The organism is Lebetimonas sp. JS138 (genome assembly GCF_000523335.1).
Taxonomy (GTDB): Bacteria; Campylobacterota; Campylobacteria; order Campylobacterales; family Nautiliaceae; genus Lebetimonas.
In genome coordinates this window covers 1,431,080-1,449,732 of record NZ_ATHT01000001.1, presented here as the reverse complement: position 1 = coordinate 1,449,732, position 18,653 = coordinate 1,431,080, and the positions used below count along the sequence as shown (strand labels likewise).

The following is an 18,653-nucleotide window of genomic DNA, read 5'->3' as shown; positions in this document are numbered from 1 at the left end:
TTAATTTTTTTATATTCTGTTTATAACTTCACCTTTTGGATTTTCAATCAAATCCCTTTTTTGGTTTTTTAAATTTTCATCATTTTTACCGCCCCCGAAAGATTCATTATAAAGACTGTTATAAACCTCTTCAACACTTTTATTTCTGAATTTTTCCAGCAAAATTTCATTTTCATCTCTTTTACCCATATTTTTAAATTCACTCATTAAAAGGTTTATAACAATATCGCAGCTTCTGTTCCAAATATCTTTGTTTCTCTCTTTCATACGGAAAGGATGCTTTAATAGTATATGAAAAAGCACATGTGCATACAGATATTTTAATGTTTCATTATCATAATAAGAAGCTTTTTTTTCATCAAAATATATTTTTTCACCGTCTGTTTCAATAACTTCATATTTATTGTTTTTTTGAATTAAAGGAATATTTAATGCTAAAAAGCTTAAAAAAGGGTTTTCGAAAAGAAACTCTATTCTTATTTTTTCAAATATATTTTTATATTCAGATGATATATTCGCCATATTTGCTTAGCCACTCTTCAAACCAGACAGTTTCGCTTATTTTTTCATCTTTTACAATTAAATCTTTTATAAGCATAACCGAAAATTCATTAGGAAGTTTTTTGGTAAATTCAAAAATATTTTTTCTGTGAATATCAGAACAGTCATAATATTCAACCAAAGCCGACTCCAGAGCAAAAAGAAGAGATGCATTGGTTTTGTCTATTTCGGGAAACTCTCCGTTTAGAATAGATTTTGGATTTGGCAGGTTTTCATAAATTTTTACATAATTTACAAACTCAATCCCGCATGAGTAACCGATAGCTCCGTAAATCAACGGTAAAATTTCATTTATATTATCATTATGCTTTAATATATTTGATAGCATATGATAACTTCTCGGAGTTGCAAAGGCCGGGTTTGAATCATCCTCAACAACATCTGTAGAAAGCAAATCCGGACGAAAGCCCAAAAACCCTATAATATAATGGTGCAGACCGTTTTTTAAGGCAAACTGCTTAAAATCTTCATATTTTGCTTCCACATACAAATGAACCATTCTGTTTACAAGTGGAGAGGGAAGCCTAAACACAACCCCTTTATCCTCCATTCTGTTTCCCGCGGCAATAATTCTCCAGCCTTTTGGAAGTTTATATTCTCCTAACTGCCTGTTTAAAATAAGCTGATAAACAGCTGCCTGAATAGAAGGAGCGGCGGAATTTAGTTCATCTAAAAACAAAATTCCTTGTGAATTTTCATCTTTTGGGAAAAATACAGGAGGCATCCAGATTGTTTGATTTTCTTTAATGGAAGGAATACCCCTTAAATCAACAGGGTCAAGTTGTGAGAGCCTTATATCGATTAACTGAAGATTCTTTTTCTTTGCTATATCCGCAACTATATAAGATTTTCCTATTCCAGGGGAGCCGTGTATAAAAACCGGAATATCTGTATTGATTAAAATTTCTAAATATTTATATAATTCACTTGTGGAAATGGAAACAGACATTATATTTCCATTTCTATCATTTTACCCATTGCTATTTCAGCCAGTTCAAAACCAAACTCTTCACACTCTTTTAATTCTTCGCCGGTTGGTATAAGCTTAATTTTTAAAGGTTTGTTTGGCATTCTGAATTTTAACTTTGACATTCTCTCATGAAGCATATCCGCAGCTTCCCCACTCCATCCGTAAGAGCCGAATGTTGCCCCTATTTTACCGTTATTTTCAATAAGTGCAACACAGGAAAGCAAATCCCATGCCGGTTTTACGGCATCTGAATTGATAGTGGGAGAGCCGATTAATACAACATCGCTTTTTTCAAGCAAATCAATCATATTCGGTGTTTCTAAAGCTTCAAGGTCATATACACCTGAAACGACACCTTCAATTTTATCTGCACCTTTTGCAATATGTTTGGCCATTTTTAATGTATTTCCGTAACTGCTTATATAAAAAATTGAAAATATTTTTTTATTGCTATCTTTTGAATTTTTACTCCAGTTTTCATATTTTTGAATATAACTCATGGGATTTGTTCTTAAAACAGGGCCGTGCAAAGATGCAATAATTGAAATATCAAATTTTTTGTAAAGCTTTAAAGCGTTTAAAATAAACGATTTAAACGGTCTCATAATATGCAGATAATAATATTTAAATGCATAGGAAAAATCGCCCACCTTGTCATCAAATAGTCTTTCATCATAATAATGGCTGCCAAAAACATCTCCGCTGAAAAGTATTTTGTCTTCATGCAGATAACTGCTCATAGTATCCGGCCAGTGAAGAAAAGGTGTGCTTAAAAATTCTATTGTTTTATTACCTAAAGAAATTTTTTTTCCCGTGCCTGCCACCTCAAAATTTACATCTTTTTTCATAAGAGCTTTTAACATTAAAACAGCCCTGTTGGAAATAATAAGTTTCGCCTGCGGGGCCTTATCCATAAGTTCAAAAAGGGCTCCCGAATGGTCTGGTTCTAAATGGTGCAAAACTATATACTTAATTTCATCATAATCGCAAACCTCTTCTAAACGCATGAAAAACTGCGATGAAAATTCTTTTTTGACTGTATCCATTACACATACACCCTCATCCCCTCTTATTACATAAGAGTTGTAAGAACTTCCGTTTGCCGTTCTCATAATAATGTCAAACGTTCTGATTTTAGAATCAAAAGCCCCTGTAAAATAGACATCATCGCATAATTTTATTGCATGTTTCATATCTTAATATACGAGATTACTATCTCGCCCTCCTTTTTAATATTACACTGACACATTAGTCTCATATTATCTGTTTTATTGTCAATAAGACTTAATGTTTTGAGCTCTTTTTCAGATGGTTCATTAAGACATTCCATTCCTTTTTCAACAACCGCCACGCATGTTGAACAATCCCCGACCCTGCATCCAAATTCCATTGAAGCCCCTGTTTTCTCAGCTATTTTTCTAATTGATGTGCCAACAGGCGCTTTAACTTTTATATTGTCATCTTTTAAATATACTGTTGCCATAATTATCCTTTATTTAATTTACTGCAATTTTCATTCTATTAAAAACTGAGATGTAATATTTTTATCTTTAGTTACTTATATTTACTCAGTGCCTGAAAAAAAGCATTAAATCGCTTAGAAAAAAACTTTTATGGTCTTTGTTTTCAAAATGTTTTTTCCATTTTAAATCATTTTCCAGATATTTTAAAGCCGGATAAACAAATTCTTTTGGCATTATGTTTTTTAACCGGGAGCTTTTTACAATTGCCTGCATAACCGAATCAAAAAGAGAATCAATCAATTCATAATTTTTACTTATATAAACAAAAGAGTCCTCCCCCATAAATTTAAAAATATTGATAATATGCCAAGCTTCTTTTTTTAATGTCATTTTAACCTCCTATTGAGATGATATAATGGATTTTTTCATTTGTTTTTAAAAACCTCTGCCACGCCTTATCGTAAAAGGCGCCTATAGCACTGACCTTCCATCCCCTTTCAACCGCTTCTAAATATATTTTTTGCCCAAGCATACCGGATTTTAAAAGCGTATTTTGATTAAATTGCTTAGCTGTAACAATAAAAATATATGCGGCATTTTTTATAAATCCCTGATTTACACACATTTTTACAATCTGGTTTGTAAAATTTCCCTTTTTTACAAGTTTTGCATTTTTATAAACCCTGTTGATTTTATCAAGCGTAATTAAATAAAGTGAAAATTCATCTAAAAATTTAAGCATGTAAAAAAAGAAAAAATAAAAATCCAAATATGAATCTCTTTTTTTAAATCCTCGGGCGGAGCGGCGTTGAAAAAGCGTCTTTTTTGATTTAATTTTAGGATAAAATATATTAAAATTACATTTTTGTAACCCTTTAAGATACAAATTTGTATCCACTTCCCATTCGGTATAGTTTGTCGGAAAGACTTTTATTAAAGGGATTGTTTTAGATACTTTTGTCTTTTTAATCTCCCCTGTGTAAAAAGCGGCGAGTGCAAATTCTTCATTACAAAAGCCCATAAATTTATTTATTTTTTTATATTCTTTTATTTCTGTTTGATAAATCTCTTTTTTGCATATTTTTGAAGCGGCCAAAAGAGCGCCTATCTGATGCCCGGCGTCCAAATAGGTATATCTGTAACTTCTTGTACCGTATTTCCAAAAAGACCTGAAAGGCACAACAGAAACCAAAAAAATTATCCCTTTTACCATATTTATATCTAATTCATTTTCAATTCCGCCGTTATAAATTTCTTTAATAAGCGTTAATTTTGATTTTTTGGCATTAACATGATAAATCCCGCTTATTATGTTTTTTATTCCCCTTATCTGGACATACAGTTCTGTAGGATGTAAATTTCCGGCTGAGGGTATGTTTAACCTGATATAAGGTTTTTTATTGATGTTTAAAACTTCGCTTGCAAATCTTGATAAATAAATTATTTCAACATCTCTTAAATCATAACTGAAAAAATCGGGATATTCCTTCATTAAAGGCTGACTTTCCCAATCTATAAATTTTGTATTTTTAGCAACATTTTTATATGTAAGCGAAGTTTTTTCATACATCAGTTTACCCCTGTTTTTTTAATTATATGCATTTTTTATTCTATCTTCAATAAAAAACAGACAAAATATCGATTAAAATTTAATCAGTAAAAAGCGATATATTTTTACATTTTTATGTTATTATATCTTTAAAATCTTTAGACAAAGGATATGGATGCCTGATGACTTTTCTTTAGAAAAATGTAAAAACTGCAAGGCTTTAAACTCATACAAACATATGAAACTCTTATATGAAATATCTAATTTATTAAACAGTTATGAAGATATTGGAAAAAGTATTGAAAAAAGTCTAAATTTACTAAAAAATGAGCAATATTTTGAAAGAGGAGCCCTTTTTGTTTATGAAGAGGAGAACAATTATCTCTCTTTGTTTGCATCTGTTGGCCTTACATCCCAACAGAAAAAATTAGCTATTTACAAATTAGGAGAAGGCGCAACAGGGCTTGCGGCAAAAGCAAAAGAACCCGTTGTAATAAAAAATATCCACAACAATATCCTTTATTTAAATAAACTTGGCACAAGAAACACATCAATTATTTCATATGTGGCGGTTCCCATTATAAAACAAAATAAATTATTAGGCGTGGTTTCAGCCAATCTCTCAAAAGAAAGCAAGGTAAATTTTGAAGAAATTATATCAATGCTTACAATATTCGGCTCACTTTCCATCAGTGCACTAAATTACAGAAAAAAAATCGAGAAGGAAAAAGAGGAATTAAAAGAATTAAAAAATTATTATGAAAATGAATCATTTAAAGAATACAGGTTTGAAAATATAATTGCAAAAAGCACAAAAATGAAAAAAATTTTTAATTTAGTTGAAAAAATCGCCCCAAGTGATGCAACCGTTCTTATCAGGGGGGAAACCGGAACAGGAAAAGAATTAATTGCCACCGCAATACACAATTTAAGCAGAAGAAAAAACGGCCCTTTAATCAAATTAAACTGTGCGGCCATCAGTGAAACACTTCTTGAATCCGAACTTTTCGGACATGAAAAAGGTGCTTTTACCGATGCAAAGGAAACAAAAAAAGGACGTTTCGAACTGGCCAACGGAGGAACGCTATTTCTTGATGAAATAGGAGACATTTCACCAAATATGCAGGTAAAACTTCTGAGGGTTTTACAGGAACAGGAATTTGAGCGTGTGGGAGGTGTTAAAACTATTAAAACAGATGTAAGACTTATAGCCGCAACAAATAGAAATTTAGAACAAATGGTAGAAAAAGGGAAATTTAGAAAAGATTTATATTATAGACTGAATGTCATTCCTGTTAATCTTCCCCCTCTTAGGGAAAGATACGAAGATATTCCTTTGATTATAAATTTTTATTTAAATAAATTTATGAAAGAAAATGATAAAAATATGTATTTAAGCAAGGAAGCCATGGAACTGCTCATTCAGTATCCGTGGCCCGGGAATATAAGAGAACTTCAAAATATTGTCGAAAGGATAGTGCTGATTTGCCCTGCCGGAGAAATTAAACCGGAAATGCTTGATTTTGTACTTCCTTATAGTTTCCAAAAAGTGTATGGTAAAAAAGAAGCAGAAATCGACACAACCCAAAAAGTGCCCACAAAAAAGCAATTACAGGAGATTGAAAAAGAGGCTATTACAAAAGCGTTGATTAAAACGGGACTGTTATAAATTCCGTGTCAGTCAAGGTAAAATACTAAAAATGAAAGGACTGACATGGAGAAATTTAATTTTGACAAAGCAGTAAAAGATTTATTAGCAGGTAAGAAGATAGGTGGAAAAGATGGAGTATTAGCTCCATTAATTAAAGAATTAGTAGAAGCTGCACTTGAAGCAGAGATTGAAACATCAAACAACAATAAGTGATGAAATAGAAGAGAAGATATTATCATTATATGCACTTGGAATGAGCTATAAAGATATAAAATCACATATTGAAGAGCTTTATCAAATTTCTATTTCATCAGCTACAATAAATGCAATAACGGATAAAATAATACCAAAAATCAAAGAGTGGCAATCAAGACCTTTAGAGAGTATATATCCATTTGTATTTATGGATGCAATTCATTATAAAATTAAAGAAGATGGGAAATATGTAAATAAAGCGGTTTATACAATTTTAGGTATCAATATTCAAGGTAAAAAAGAAGTTTTAGGGCTTTATTTAAGCGAAAGTGAAGGAGCAAATTTTTGGCTTCAGGTTTTAACCGATTTAAACAACAGAGGAGTAAAAGATATACTTATTGCAAGTGTAGATGGACTTAAAGGATTTCCAGAAGCCATTAACGCTATATATCCAAATACAGAGGTTCAGTTATGTATAATTCATCAGATTAGAAATTCTTTAAAATATGTAGCTTCTAAAGATAAAAAAGAGTTTATGAAAGATTTAAAAAAGGTATATCAGGCTGTAAATAAAGAACAAGCCGAAAGTGAACTTGATAGACTTGAAGAAAAATGGGGGAATAAGTATCCTATAGTCATTAAATCCTGGAGAAACAAGTGGAATAATTTATCTAATTATTTTAAATATCCTCAAGATATAAAAAAAGTTATATACACAACTAATATTATTGAATCAGTTCATAGACAATTTAGAAAACTTACTAAAACCAAAGGTGCTTTTCCTAATGAAAATAGCTTACTCAAACTCTTATATATGGGTATTCAGAATACAGAAAAAAATGGACTATGCCTATTAAAAACTGGAATCTTACACTCTCTCAGCTGGCAATTTTCTTTGAAGGTAGATTAGATGATGCTTTAAACTTATGATATAATTTCCCCAGCTGACACGGAATTATGAACGGTCTCCTCTCAGCTGGCAATTTTCTTTGAAGGTAGATTAGATGATGCTTTAAAGTTATGATATAATTTCCCCAGCTGACACGGAATTATGAACGGTCTCCTTTTAGTATGCAAATGGGTATCTTCATCTCTATATTCTGCAACAGTTGATAATAAATCAAGAGTTTCAAATTGAGCTTTCTCAAGTTTAAATGTAGCTTTTTTAACTTCTTCTTGTAAAGTTTTATTATATTCTTTTAATATTTTATTAGATTTAATCATTTTTATACTGTTTTTTAACCTTATAATAATTTCGGCAGTATTAATAGGCTTATTGAGAAATTCATTTACCCCTGCCTCTAAAGCTTTTAATTTTACTTCATTATCTCCTACATCTGTAATCATCACACATAATGTTTAGTTGTCTTTTTAGTATTGTTTTGCGTTCTAACCTGTTTAAATTTTTTTATTGTGTCTATAATGTCTTTTTTTGTAATGTCTTCTATAAATTTGTCTCCAAGAAAAGGCAGTAAATAATTTTCTACTCTTCTTAACAATTTAAAATAAGTAACGTCTGCAATGTTTTGTTCTTTAAATTCCAACCATTCTATCGCAATGTCTTTAAATTTGTGCTTATTTAAGTTTTCTTCAATTGCAAGTTTTTCAGCTTCAATTTGTTCTTGTTTTTCTTTTTGTTTTTCCTGTAAAGGATCAATTCCACTTGCAATTTTTTCTCTAATTTCCAAATTCATTTTTCTTGCCTGCATAAGCTTTAACACAGGATACTCTCCCAATGTAATTTTTCTGTTTTTACCTAAAAAGGTATATCTGCTAACAAAATACTTTTTACCTGTTTTTCTTATGCGCAAATATAATCCTTCTTCAATTCTAATCCATTCTTCTTTGCCTGTCGGCTTAAGGTTTTTAATAACAACGGCTGTAATCTTTTTTGTCCCCAGATTTGTCCCCAAAATCGCATTGTTTTTGCCCCAGAAATTTTATACAATTTTTTTTGAGGGGATAGCAAACGCTAAAATCCCCGAAATTTAGGCAAAAAGGAGTAGAAAAATGGTGGCAAATCTGGGGACAACTCTGGGGACAAATTTTTTTAAATAACAACAAAGATTTTGTGGGAGTTTTAATGTTTAACGTTTAACAGAATAACGTATTTTCGGGATGTTTAACATTAAAGTGTCTGAGATTAAATTGTTTTAAAAGTAGTAAATGGTGCGGGAGAGATGCACCAATATTTAGTTTATAGTAGATTATTAAAGTTCTCATAACTTCTATATTTAGGGGATTTCATTAAACGATTGTCTATGAAAGTTTATAAAATTTTATTGACTTCTATTAAAAATATGTATACAATTATGTATACAAACCCCTTTTTAAAGGAAAATAATGTCTCTTACTGACACAAAGATTAGGAGCCTAAAATATATTCCTGAAAGTAGATATAAAAATTGGTATTCTGATGGTAATGGTTTATATTTAGTTGTCGAAAAAACTAAAAAAGTTTGGAGATTAAGATATAAATTAAAAGAATGGAAAACTCATAAACCTTTTACAATAGGAGAATATCCTTATATGTCATTAGCTGAAGCAAGAAAAAAGGCAATAGAGTTAAAGAGTTTAGTACAAAAAGGAATAGACTTACAAAAATGGAAAAAACAAAAAGAGTTAGAAAAAGAGAGATTACAAAATAGGAAAAGAGTTTCTGATTTAGTTGAAGAATATTTAGAAATTAAAAAACAAAATGTAAGTGAATCAAGATTTAAAAAAAATTATGTAGGAACATTTAATAATTATGTTATTCCATTTATTGGTAAAAAATTTATAGAAGATGTTACAAAACAAGATATACTTAACTTAATCAAAGAAGTTCCAAAAATTAAACTAAAAAATGATACAAGAAGTGTAAACAAAACCTATAAAGCTAAAGAAGTTTTACATATTTTACGAGATTTATTTGAATTTGGAATTGATAATGATTATTTAGATTATAATCCAGCCTACAATATAAAAATTGATAGAATATTACCACAACACAAAGAACAGCACATCTCTGCTTTATTAGATATTGATGATTTAAGAGAACTTTATAAAAAAATATTAAACATAGAAAATCCGATAACTTCAAAGATAATTCAATTTCAAGCTTTGACTATCCTCCGTAATGGAAATATCCGTAATCTTAGATGGGAATATATTAATTGGGAGAAAAAACTTATTATCTATCCAAAAGAAGTAATGAAAGCTACACATAGTGATTTTAGATTACCACTTACAGATACTTTAATTGCAATTTTAGAGTCTTTTAAACGATTAAGTGGAGATAAGGAGTTTGTATTTATTTCAAGTAAAACTAATAAGCCAATTAGTGAAAATTTTTTATCCGATAAATACAAAAAAATAGGATATAAAGATATTCATAGTCCTCATGGTTGGAGAAGTTCTTTTAGAACTATTGCTGCTGAATGTATAGAGGAGCATAAATGTGGTATTGAAGCAATCGAATCACAATTACATCATAAAATAGGCAATAAAGTAACTCAAGCTTATTTGAGAACAGATTTTTTAGAACATAGAAGATTGTTGCTACAGTGGTGGGAGGATAAACTTTTAGGAAAAATATAGTATCTACACATCTACATCTACAAATTTTTTTGATTTTTGCTTTTTTATCAATAAAATTATAGTTCTAACTATAAATTTTGATATAATTTTTATAGTTATAACTATAAAAATATAAGGAAAAAAATGTTAGAGAGATTTAGACTTTTTCAAAGAGCTCTTCTTAAAAATTTAAATACTACTTATAAGAGGTATTTTTATGAGGAATTAAAAAAAGATGAAAAACTATTAGCAATTATGGGTGCAAGAGGTGTGGGGAAAACTACGACACTTCTTCAATATTTAAAAGAATCTAAAATTCCGATAAATGAAAAATTATATATAAGTGCAGATTGGATTGATGCAGAAAATCTTTTTGAAATAGCAGAAACTTTTTATAAAGAAAATGGCAAATTACTGATAATTGATGAAATTCATAAATATCCAAACTTTGAAAAAGGATTAAAAAAAATTTATGATATTTTGGATTTAAAAGTTATTGTAAGTGGTAGCAGTGCTTTATCAATTAATCATGCAAAAGCTGATTTAAGTAGAAGAATGCTTATAAAAGAAGTAAAAGGAATGTCGTTTAGAGAATTTTTAGAATTTAAATATGAACTTCAAATAAAAAAAATTTCACTCAATGAATTGTTACAAAATCATATAAATATTGCATATGAAATTTTAGAAAAAATAAACAAACCTTCAATTATTCCTGATTTTAAGGAATATTTAGAAATCGGCTATTATCCTTTTTATTTTCAAAATGAAGATAAAGTTTCATATCTTTTGAAATTAAAAGAGACTATAAATGTAGTTTTAGAAGTTGATATTCCTGCAATATCTAACATAAAATTTACAACAATTAGAAAATTCAAAAAACTAATAGAATATGTTTGCATCTCTCATCCTTTTAAACCAAATATGCAAGAACTTCTTATAAAAATGGATATGCCAAAGACTGCTTATGCGGAAGCTTATGAATATTTAGAACTTCTTCAAAAAGCAAAAATAATAAGACTTATAAAAAGTGCAAACAAAAAAGATGCAATTCTTACAAAACCTGAAAAAATATACCTTAACAACACAAATCTTCACTTTTGCTATTGTGAAACACAGGAAATTGGAACTTTAAGGGAAGTTTTTTTTGCTTCTATGCTTGAAGATTATGAAATTTATGCTCCAAGTAAAGGTGATTTTGTAGTAAATGAATATACTTTTGAGATTGGTGGTAAAAATAAAACAAAAAAACAGATAAAAAATTTAGAATATGCTTATATAGTAGTTGATGATATAGAAATTGGCAGCGGAAATAAGATTCCGCTTTGGCTATTCGGATTTTTGTATTAACATTATCATATTTTATTGACTTTGTTTTATCTTACAATATCTCAATTTTTTCTAAATTTTTAAATTTTTTTTCAAAAAAAGTCCCCTTTTTGTCCCCTTTTGATTTTTTTAACATATATATATTATGAAGTACAAAAAAAATTGAAGGAGTAAAATATGAAATTATTAACACTAAAAGAAGTTATTGAAAAAACAAGCCTTAAAAAAAGTACTATTTACAAATTTATTAAAACTAAAAATTTTCCTTCACCAATTAAGTTTGGACGTAGTAGTAGGTGGGTAGAGGAAAAAGTGGAAGAATGGATAAATTATTACATAAAAGGATAGACAAATGAATAAAATTAAATTTGAAACAACTAAAAGCGATTATTTTTTCCCTTCTTTCGATCTTTCAGAAGTGATAGAAATTGGATTTCTTAAAAGTTACATATCCAATGTGTCTTACATCCTCAATAAAACTAAAGAAGAAGTTGCAGCGGTTTCAATATTATTTTTAGCAAATGCTATTAATAATAAGTTATTAGTCCAGCATACTGAAAATAAAGAATATTTGATATCAAGTAATTTATGGGGATTATTAATAGCTGAGCCTGGTTCGGGGAAAAGTCCTTTAATACGATATTATACAAAATTTTTAATAGAAGCAGAGAATAAATATAATCAAAATAGAGAAGAAAATCTAATTATATATGAGCAAGTAAAAAAGTCTATTCAAAAACGTCCTACGCAAAAAAACATAGAAAAGTTAAAAGAAATTTTAAATAATCCTCCTAAATTAAACTATTTATATGTAAATAATATCACAAAGGAAGCTTTATTAAAATATCTTTCATTTAATGAACAAGGAATTTTACTCTATTTTGATGAATTAGGCAGTTTATTTGCTAAATTTAAAAAAGATCCAGAATATCGGTCTTTATTACTCGAAGGGTGGAATGGCACTGGAACTTATAAATATACTACTTTAAAAGATTCGACATTACATATAAAAAACTTTGGAATCGGAATAATTGCAAATATTCAACCTTCTTTATTTAAAAAACATTTTTATAATTTGGAAGATGGATTTAGAGAAAGATTTCAAATATTAATTCCTTTATCAAATACTCCTCCAAGTGTTTTTAATAAATCTATAAATGATACTATACTACAAAATATGCAAGAGTTATTTTTTAGATTAACTAATCCAAATTTGTCTCAGTATTTTTCAACGAATATTATAAAATTTTCACCAGCAGCTCTTGCAAGATATATTTATTTTAAGCATTTTTTTCAGGAAAAATTTATAAATAGTTTTTCTTCTTCTTTTCGAGCATATTGGGCAAAAATAGATAAATTGATATTATCAATATCACTTGTTTTCTTTTTATTAAGATTTTTTTATAAAAACAATAAATCACAAATGATATTACCTGATGATTTAGAAAAATCTTTAATTGTTACTAAGTATTTATTACATAATTTTCTAACAATAGAAAATAATTTATCAAAAAATAATGATACTCTTGAAAAAAAAGTAGCATTAAAAATATTTGAACTTTTGAATAACAAATCAAATATTTCTTTTAGGAATGTGATACAAAATATTTATCATCTTCACAATAATGAGGAACTCATAAATATTTTAAATAAATTGAAACACAAATATCCAATATATTACGAAAAAAATCAAATTTTTTTAAAAACTTAAAATGGTTTTTTAACCGTTTTATTTAAATAGGTGTTCATTTTAAATTTTTTGAGTAGTTAAATTATGTATTTGCATTCTTTTTTCTCAATTCAAAATAATTATTCAATTCCTTGAAAAAAATCACATAAAGAAACATTTAAAGCTTTTGAGATTTTATAGAGATGTTCTATATTAAAATGCTTTTTACCACCTAACTCACCTTGAGCTATAATAGTCGTAGATTTATGTCCTATCATTTCAGCTAATTGTAGCTGAGTAATGTTTTTACTTTCTCTAATTTTTTTTACATTTTCACCAATTTTTTTATATACTTCTTTCAAATATTACCTTTTTAATCTTTTTTAAAAGTTTAAATTATGTTATACTTATATTCAAATTCCCATAGGAATTTAAAGGAAAGGTTTTTATGCTTTTTTTAGATAATTTAATAAAAAAAACAAAAAAAATAATGAAAGAAGAATTCTTAAAAGATTCACGTCCATGGGTTGTTACGTTTTCTGGTGGAAAAGATTCTACTACAGTATTGCATCTTACAATAGAAATGCTTCTTGAGTTACCTTCTGAAAAAAGAAAAAAAGTATTTATAGTTGCTAGTGATACTTTAGTGGAAATGCCAATTATTACAGATTATTTTTATAATAAAATTAATCAAATCCAAAAATTTATTGAAAAATCAAAATTAGACATAGAAATAAAAATATTAAAACCTGAAATTAAAGAAAGTTTTTGGAGTCTTTTACTTGGAAAAGGATATCCAGCACCAAATACCTCATTTAGATGGTGTACAGAAAGACTAAAAATAAAACCAGCAACAAAATATTTAACTTCTTTAGCACATAAATATAAATCTATTGTAATGCTTCTTGGAGTTAGGAAGGCTGAATCAAATACAAGGAAAACATCAATAGAAAAAAGAGAATTAAATTTCATAGGTTTTACTAAACACAATAGTGTTCCAAATGCTTTTACTTTTTCTCCTATAAAAGAATGGAAAAATGAGGAAGTTTGGACTTTTTTATCTTCTAATAAAGCTCCTTGGGGGACACACGAGGACATGATGAAACTATATGATAAAGGCAGTGGTGAAGCAGATTGTAATATTGCTTTAAATCCACAAGACCCAAGCTGTGGCAAAACAAGATTTGGATGTTGGGTATGTACAGTAGTAAATAAAGACAAATCAATGGAAAATATGCTTGATACAGAAGAATGGATGAAGCCTTTAAATAATTTTAGGAATAAGTTATTAGATTATAGAAATGACCCAACAAAAAGAAACAAAAGAAGGCGTACTGGTGAAAAAGGTTTAGGCCCTTATACTATGGAAGTTAGAAGAGAATTGCTGCAAAATTTACTTGAAATAGAAAATCAATTAAAAAATAAATTAAAAGGGAAAAAACTAATTTTGGATGAAGAAATAATTCAAATACAGCATGAATGGGAAAACGATGGAGACTTTTTAAATAGTGCTATTGAAATAGCTAAAAATTTTGGAAGAGATATTAATTATTACTCCTTTAACGCATTAGAAGATGATGAAAAAGAGTTGGCATTTAAACATAATTTAACTCCAAGCTTTATAAATAAGCTTCTTGAAATTGAATATAACGCAAAAGGATTAATTAGAAAAAATATATATAAAGATTTAGATGAATTAATAACAAGCTTTGCTAAAGGTAAAATAGATGTTAATTAAGAATATTACATTAGAAAATATCTTTCTTTATGAAAATGTAAATAAATTCTCTTTTTCAACTGAAGAAAATAAAAATATAATCTTAATCATTGGTGAGAATGGTTTTGGTAAAACTTCTTTTATTAATGCTTTAAAAATCGGGTTTCACGGAATTACAAAAGATATACTTAAAATTGGTAACAAATATATATCAAAGCATGAGTTTATAAAAGGAAATGAAAATTTTGAAGGATTAATTACTAAAAATAAACACCATGCTAAAATTGAAATTGAAACAGATGAATTTAAAATAATTAGAGAATTTAATAATGACGAAAAATTAACTCTTATAATAGAAAATGAACAATTTTTTGATTTAGAAGCAGAGGAAATTATTGAAAGTTATTTTCCTAAAAGTTTGAATAAGTTCTTTTTCTTTGATGGAGAAAAAATTCAAGAACTCTCAAATTTTGAAAATGAAGAATTTAAAAAAATGCTTGAATCGGTATTAAAACTTGATATATATGACCAAACAATTCAAGATTTAAAAAATTTATTAAAAAAATATATTAAAAAATCTTTAGATGAAAACACTCTACAAAAACTTAACGAATTAGAAAACGAAAAAGAAAACTTAAAACAAATAATAGAAAGTCTCGAAAAGAGATATAAATTGTTAAAAGAAACATTAAAAGAAAAGCAAAAAGAAGAAAAATTCTTTTTAAACAAATCTTCTAAAATAAACAAGTTAGAAAAAGAACTTTCAAAAAAGAAAGAAGAATTTGAAAAATTAATAAATGAATTTAAACAAATTATTCTTTATAAATTACCTTTCCTTTTAAATCCTACTCTTTTAGAAAAAATAAAAGTAGATATTAAAAATTATGATGATTTAGGAATTAATAAAGATATTATAATCCGAAAAAAAGAAGAATTTCTAAAAAGAATCAAAGAAAACCACAAAGAAATTGAAAAGATTTTTGATGAAGTGTTTTTAAAAGAGAAAAAGGGTTTTATTAGTAGTAGCAATATTTTGCCTTTATTAGATTTTGAAAAAATAGATTTAAATGAATTACTGAGTAAACTTAGCAATTTAAAATTTGAAATTGAAGAGATGGAAAAATCAAAAGCATCAAATACTGACCTATTTGAAGAAATTTATAATATTCAAAAAGAGATATTCCAATTAGAAAATGATATAAAAAACTTAGAAAATGACCTTTTTAACAGCAAAGAAAAATTGATAAAAATAGAAAAAGAGATAAAACAAATCTCTAAAATAGAGTTCAAAAATAGATTAATCCAAGAAAAAATAAATACCGTAAATGACAGTATAAATGTATTAAAAGAAATAAAATTATCTCTTAAATCAAAAAAAAGACCAAGACTTCAAAAATTAATAAATGAGAAATTTCAAAAGCTTAAAAAAGATAACTTTAAAATTAAAGAAATTGCATTAATCGATGAATTTGATATTTATTTAATAAATGAAAACAATGAAAAACTATCAGTCCTCTCAGCATCTTCTGGGCAAAAACAAATTATTGCCACTTCTTTAATTTGGGGAGTAAGTGAATATTTAGGAAAACATATTCCAATGGTAATTGACACACCGCTTGGAAGACTTGATATTGAAAACCAAATATTAATTCTAAAAGAATTTTATCCTAATGCTTCAAAACAGGTAATAATGCTTCCTACTCCTAGTGAACTTAGGGCTGAAGAATTTGAACTTTTAAATAAGCATATTTCAGATAGATATTGCTTAACTCCTACATTACCAAAGGTTAAAAAATGCGAACAACAAAATTCATAGAAGAAAGTATCCCAAAAATTGCAAAACTAATTCATGCTACAAACGATCCAAAATGGCTTACAATTAGATTTGCAATATTTATTTCTTTATCAATTAACAAACCAATTGAAAAGAAAAAATTAAACTTCAAAGATGGAAAAACTTATTCTCTTGAAGTTATAACTGGGAAAGGAAAAAGCGAAGGAGATTATACAGATATTATTGCTTTAATGGTAGCTAATAATGATAATATTGAATTTAAAAATGAAAAAGAATTAGAAAAATATCTTGAACTTCATGCCCAAAGAGGCTTTGAAATTTTAACTTCTTCTTTAAACCAAAATAGTAATATTTTTGAATGGCTTAAAGAAGAGTTTTTATAAGCAGTTTTTAGGCCATAAATCTTTTATTTCGAGACCGTTCAAAATTCCGTGTCAACTGAGGAGATTATATCATAAGTTTAAAGCATCATCTAATCTACCTTCAAAGAAAATAGCAAGTTGAGATAAAGTTAAAGTCCAATTTTTAAGAGACCGTTCAAAATTCCGTGTCAACTGAGGAGATTATATCATAAGTTTAAAGCATCATCTAATCTACCTTCAAAGAAAATTGCCAGCTGAGAGAGTGTAAGATTCCAGTTTTTAATAGGCATAGTCCATTTTTTTTCTGTATTCTGAATACCCATATATAAGAGTTTGAGTAAGCTATTTTCATTAGGAAAAGCACCTTTGGTTTTAGTAAGTTTTCTAAATTGTCTATGAACTGATTCAATAATATTAGTTGTGTATATAACTTTTTTTATATCTTGAGGATATTTAAAATAATTAGATAAATTATTCCACTTGTTTCTCCAGGATTTAATGACTATAGGATACTTATTCCCCCATTTTTCTTCAAGTCTATCAAGTTCACTTTCGGCTTGTTCTTTATTTACAGCCTGATATACCTTTTTTAAATCTTTCATAAACTCTTTTTTATCTTTAGAAGCTACATATTTTAAAGAATTTCTAATCTGATGAATTATACATAACTGAACCTCTGTATTTGGATATATAGCGTTAATGGCTTCTGGAAATCCTTTAAGTCCATCTACACTTGCAATAAGTATATCTTTTACTCCTCTGTTGTTTAAATCGGTTAAAACTTGAAGCCAAAAATTTGCTCCTTCACTTTCGCTTAAATAAAGCCCTAAAACTTCTTTTTTACCTTGAATATTGATACCTAAAATTGTATAAACCGCTTTATTTACATATTTCCCATCTTCTTTAATTTTATAATGAATTGCATCCATAAATACAAATGGATATATACTCTCTAAAGGTCTTGATTGCCACTCTTTGATTTTTGGTATGATTTTATCCGTTATTGTATTGATTGTAGAAGATGAAATAGAAATTTGATAAAGCTCTTCAATATGTGATTTTATATCTTTATAGCTCATTCCAAGTGCATATAATGATAATATCTTCTCTTCTATTTCATCACTTATTGTTGTTTGATGTTTTTTTACTATTTGAGGCTCAAATCTACCTTCTCTATCTCTTGGGGTAGCAAGTTCAAATTCTCCTGATGTTGATTTAACTGTTTTCCTGTTGTAACCGTTTCTTCTATTTCTTTTACCTTGTAAAACTTCATCTGCAATATGAGATTCAATCTCTGCTTCAAGTGCAGCTTCTACTAATTCTTTAATTAATGGAGCTAATACTCCATCTTTTCCACCTATCTTCTTACCTGCTAATAAATCTTTTACTGCTTTGTCAAAATTAAATTTCTCCATGTCAGTCCTTTCATTTTTAGTATTTTACCTTGACTGACACGGAATTTATAACAGTCCCTTTTTTACCAATTAAAATATTCTTTTTTTAAAAATTTTTTAAATTTTTCAAATTCTATTTTTAATATAATTCCGTCACTTTCCATTGCACAGTTTGCCGGATAAGGCATTTTTTCAAAATTTGCAAGTTCCGCTATAAGTGAAGGTGCAAAAAACTTATGAATAATAAGTTCGTTTCCTTTATTGTCAACCTTATATACTCTTGCAATTCCTTCTATTAAAAGATGTAAATAATGAGGTTCTTCTTTTTCATAAAAAACTATATCTTCTTTTTTAAGGTTTTTTACAATAATAAAATTCTTAATTTCATTAATATCTTTATCATCTAAATTTTTAAATAAAAAAATCTCTTTGAAATTCATCTT

At 27.7% G+C, this 18,653-nt stretch carries 19 protein-coding genes and 1 pseudogene; 9 read left to right on the top strand and 11 right to left on the bottom strand.

All coding sequences use genetic code 11. The annotated features are described in order from the left end of the window. Nucleotides 1-9: 9 nt before the first annotated feature. The 6 genes from DZ67_RS0108180 to DZ67_RS0108155 all read right to left on the bottom strand — a co-directional run bounded on the left by DZ67_RS0108180 (nucleotide 10) and on the right by DZ67_RS0108155 (nucleotide 4,564). Nucleotides 10-522 (bottom strand): DUF2201 family putative metallopeptidase, encoded by a 513-nt coding sequence (locus DZ67_RS0108180; RefSeq protein WP_024788151.1) that lies wholly within the window; start codon nucleotides 520-522, stop codon nucleotides 10-12. After that, nucleotides 503-1,510: an AAA family ATPase gene (locus DZ67_RS0108175; protein ID WP_201767433.1), complete on the bottom strand. Its 1,008-nt coding sequence runs from the start codon at nucleotides 1,508-1,510 to the stop codon at nucleotides 503-505. The genes DZ67_RS0108180 and DZ67_RS0108175 overlap by 20 nt, the downstream gene beginning before the upstream one ends. Beyond that, a complete protein-coding gene (locus DZ67_RS0108170; protein ID WP_024788149.1) occupies nucleotides 1,510-2,724 on the bottom strand; it encodes an FprA family A-type flavoprotein in 1,215 nt (404 codons plus the stop codon). Before DZ67_RS0108170 ends, DZ67_RS0108175 begins: the two co-directional genes overlap by 1 nt. After that, complete coding sequence (locus tag DZ67_RS0108165; protein ID WP_024788148.1) at nucleotides 2,721-3,014, bottom strand: 2Fe-2S iron-sulfur cluster-binding protein; 294 nt, start codon at nucleotides 3,012-3,014, stop codon at nucleotides 2,721-2,723. Before DZ67_RS0108165 ends, DZ67_RS0108170 begins: the two co-directional genes overlap by 4 nt. An 85-nt stretch (nucleotides 3,015-3,099) precedes the next feature. Then, nucleotides 3,100-3,384 (bottom strand): hypothetical protein, encoded by a 285-nt coding sequence (locus DZ67_RS0108160; RefSeq protein ID WP_024791018.1) that lies wholly within the window; start codon nucleotides 3,382-3,384, stop codon nucleotides 3,100-3,102. Between the two features lies 1 nt (nucleotide 3,385). Next, on the bottom strand, nucleotides 3,386-4,564 hold the full coding sequence (locus DZ67_RS0108155; protein WP_024788146.1) for a nitroreductase family protein: 1,179 nt from the start codon (nucleotides 4,562-4,564) through the stop codon (nucleotides 3,386-3,388). A gap of 154 nt (nucleotides 4,565-4,718) precedes the next feature. Between DZ67_RS0108155 and DZ67_RS0108150 the strand changes: the two genes are divergently transcribed. Further along, nucleotides 4,719-6,212: a sigma-54-dependent Fis family transcriptional regulator gene (locus tag DZ67_RS0108150; RefSeq protein WP_024788145.1), complete on the top strand. Its 1,494-nt coding sequence runs from the start codon at nucleotides 4,719-4,721 to the stop codon at nucleotides 6,210-6,212. Nucleotides 6,213-6,257: 45 nt separating this feature from the next. Beyond that, nucleotides 6,258-7,319 (top strand): annotated as a pseudogene (locus DZ67_RS10060) (IS256 family transposase). Nucleotides 7,320-7,361: 42 nt separating this feature from the next. On the opposite strand, the gene DZ67_RS0108140 reads toward DZ67_RS10060, so the two are convergent. Beyond that, nucleotides 7,362-7,739 carry a hypothetical protein gene (locus tag DZ67_RS0108140; RefSeq protein WP_156919587.1) on the bottom strand — a complete coding sequence of 126 codons (378 nt, stop codon included), beginning with the start codon at nucleotides 7,737-7,739 and terminating at the stop codon, nucleotides 7,362-7,364. After that, entirely contained in the window at nucleotides 7,736-8,302 is a 567-nt protein-coding gene (locus DZ67_RS0108135) for a DUF4102 domain-containing protein (RefSeq protein ID WP_024791017.1), read from the bottom strand. The genes DZ67_RS0108140 and DZ67_RS0108135 overlap by 4 nt, the downstream gene beginning before the upstream one ends. Nucleotides 8,303-8,732: 430 nt before the next feature. On the opposite strand from DZ67_RS0108135, the gene DZ67_RS0108130 reads away from it, so the two are divergent. The 4 genes from DZ67_RS0108130 to DZ67_RS0108110 all read left to right on the top strand — a co-directional run bounded on the left by DZ67_RS0108130 (nucleotide 8,733) and on the right by DZ67_RS0108110 (nucleotide 12,984). After that, nucleotides 8,733-9,968, top strand: coding sequence for a tyrosine-type recombinase/integrase (locus DZ67_RS0108130; protein WP_024791016.1), 1,236 nt, complete (start codon nucleotides 8,733-8,735; stop codon nucleotides 9,966-9,968). 123 nt (nucleotides 9,969-10,091) lie between these two features. After that, nucleotides 10,092-11,294 carry an ATP-binding protein gene (locus DZ67_RS0108125; protein ID WP_024791015.1) on the top strand — a complete coding sequence of 401 codons (1,203 nt, stop codon included), beginning with the start codon at nucleotides 10,092-10,094 and terminating at the stop codon, nucleotides 11,292-11,294. Nucleotides 11,295-11,450: 156 nt separating this feature from the next. Continuing rightward, nucleotides 11,451-11,621 (top strand): helix-turn-helix transcriptional regulator, encoded by a 171-nt coding sequence (locus DZ67_RS10465; RefSeq protein WP_084021809.1) that lies wholly within the window; start codon nucleotides 11,451-11,453, stop codon nucleotides 11,619-11,621. Nucleotides 11,622-11,625: 4 nt separating this feature from the next. Continuing rightward, a complete protein-coding gene (locus DZ67_RS0108110) occupies nucleotides 11,626-12,984 on the top strand; it encodes a DUF3987 domain-containing protein (RefSeq protein ID WP_024791014.1) in 1,359 nt (452 codons plus the stop codon). A 98-nt stretch (nucleotides 12,985-13,082) separates the two neighbouring features. Here the strand turns inward: DZ67_RS0108110 and DZ67_RS0108105 are convergent, their stop codons facing one another. Continuing rightward, nucleotides 13,083-13,304: a helix-turn-helix domain-containing protein gene (locus tag DZ67_RS0108105; protein ID WP_024788138.1), complete on the bottom strand. Its 222-nt coding sequence runs from the start codon at nucleotides 13,302-13,304 to the stop codon at nucleotides 13,083-13,085. Between the two features lie 128 nt (nucleotides 13,305-13,432). Here DZ67_RS0108105 and dndC point away from each other — a divergent pair, with 128 nt between their 5' ends. The 3 genes from dndC to DZ67_RS0108090 are packed head-to-tail and all read left to right on the top strand — an operon-like array spanning nucleotide 13,433 to nucleotide 16,837. Further along, on the top strand, nucleotides 13,433-14,680 hold the full coding sequence (dndC, locus tag DZ67_RS0108100) for a DNA phosphorothioation system sulfurtransferase DndC (protein ID WP_236620015.1): 1,248 nt from the start codon (nucleotides 13,433-13,435) through the stop codon (nucleotides 14,678-14,680). After that, nucleotides 14,670-16,475 (top strand): AAA family ATPase, encoded by a 1,806-nt coding sequence (locus DZ67_RS0108095; protein WP_024791987.1) that lies wholly within the window; start codon nucleotides 14,670-14,672, stop codon nucleotides 16,473-16,475. The genes dndC and DZ67_RS0108095 overlap by 11 nt, the downstream gene beginning before the upstream one ends. Beyond that, nucleotides 16,454-16,837: a DndE family protein gene (locus DZ67_RS0108090; protein WP_024788134.1), complete on the top strand. Its 384-nt coding sequence runs from the start codon at nucleotides 16,454-16,456 to the stop codon at nucleotides 16,835-16,837. The genes DZ67_RS0108095 and DZ67_RS0108090 overlap by 22 nt, the downstream gene beginning before the upstream one ends. Nucleotides 16,838-17,022: 185 nt before the next feature. On the opposite strand, the gene DZ67_RS0108085 is transcribed toward DZ67_RS0108090, so the two are convergent. Together DZ67_RS0108085 and DZ67_RS0108080 are read right to left on the bottom strand one after the other, a co-directional pair. Next, entirely contained in the window at nucleotides 17,023-18,231 is a 1,209-nt protein-coding gene (locus DZ67_RS0108085; protein WP_024791986.1) for an IS256 family transposase, read from the bottom strand. Between the two features lie 62 nt (nucleotides 18,232-18,293). Next, on the bottom strand, nucleotides 18,294-18,650 hold the full coding sequence (locus DZ67_RS0108080; protein WP_024791985.1) for a Crp/Fnr family transcriptional regulator: 357 nt from the start codon (nucleotides 18,648-18,650) through the stop codon (nucleotides 18,294-18,296). Nucleotides 18,651-18,653 lie beyond the last annotated feature (3 nt).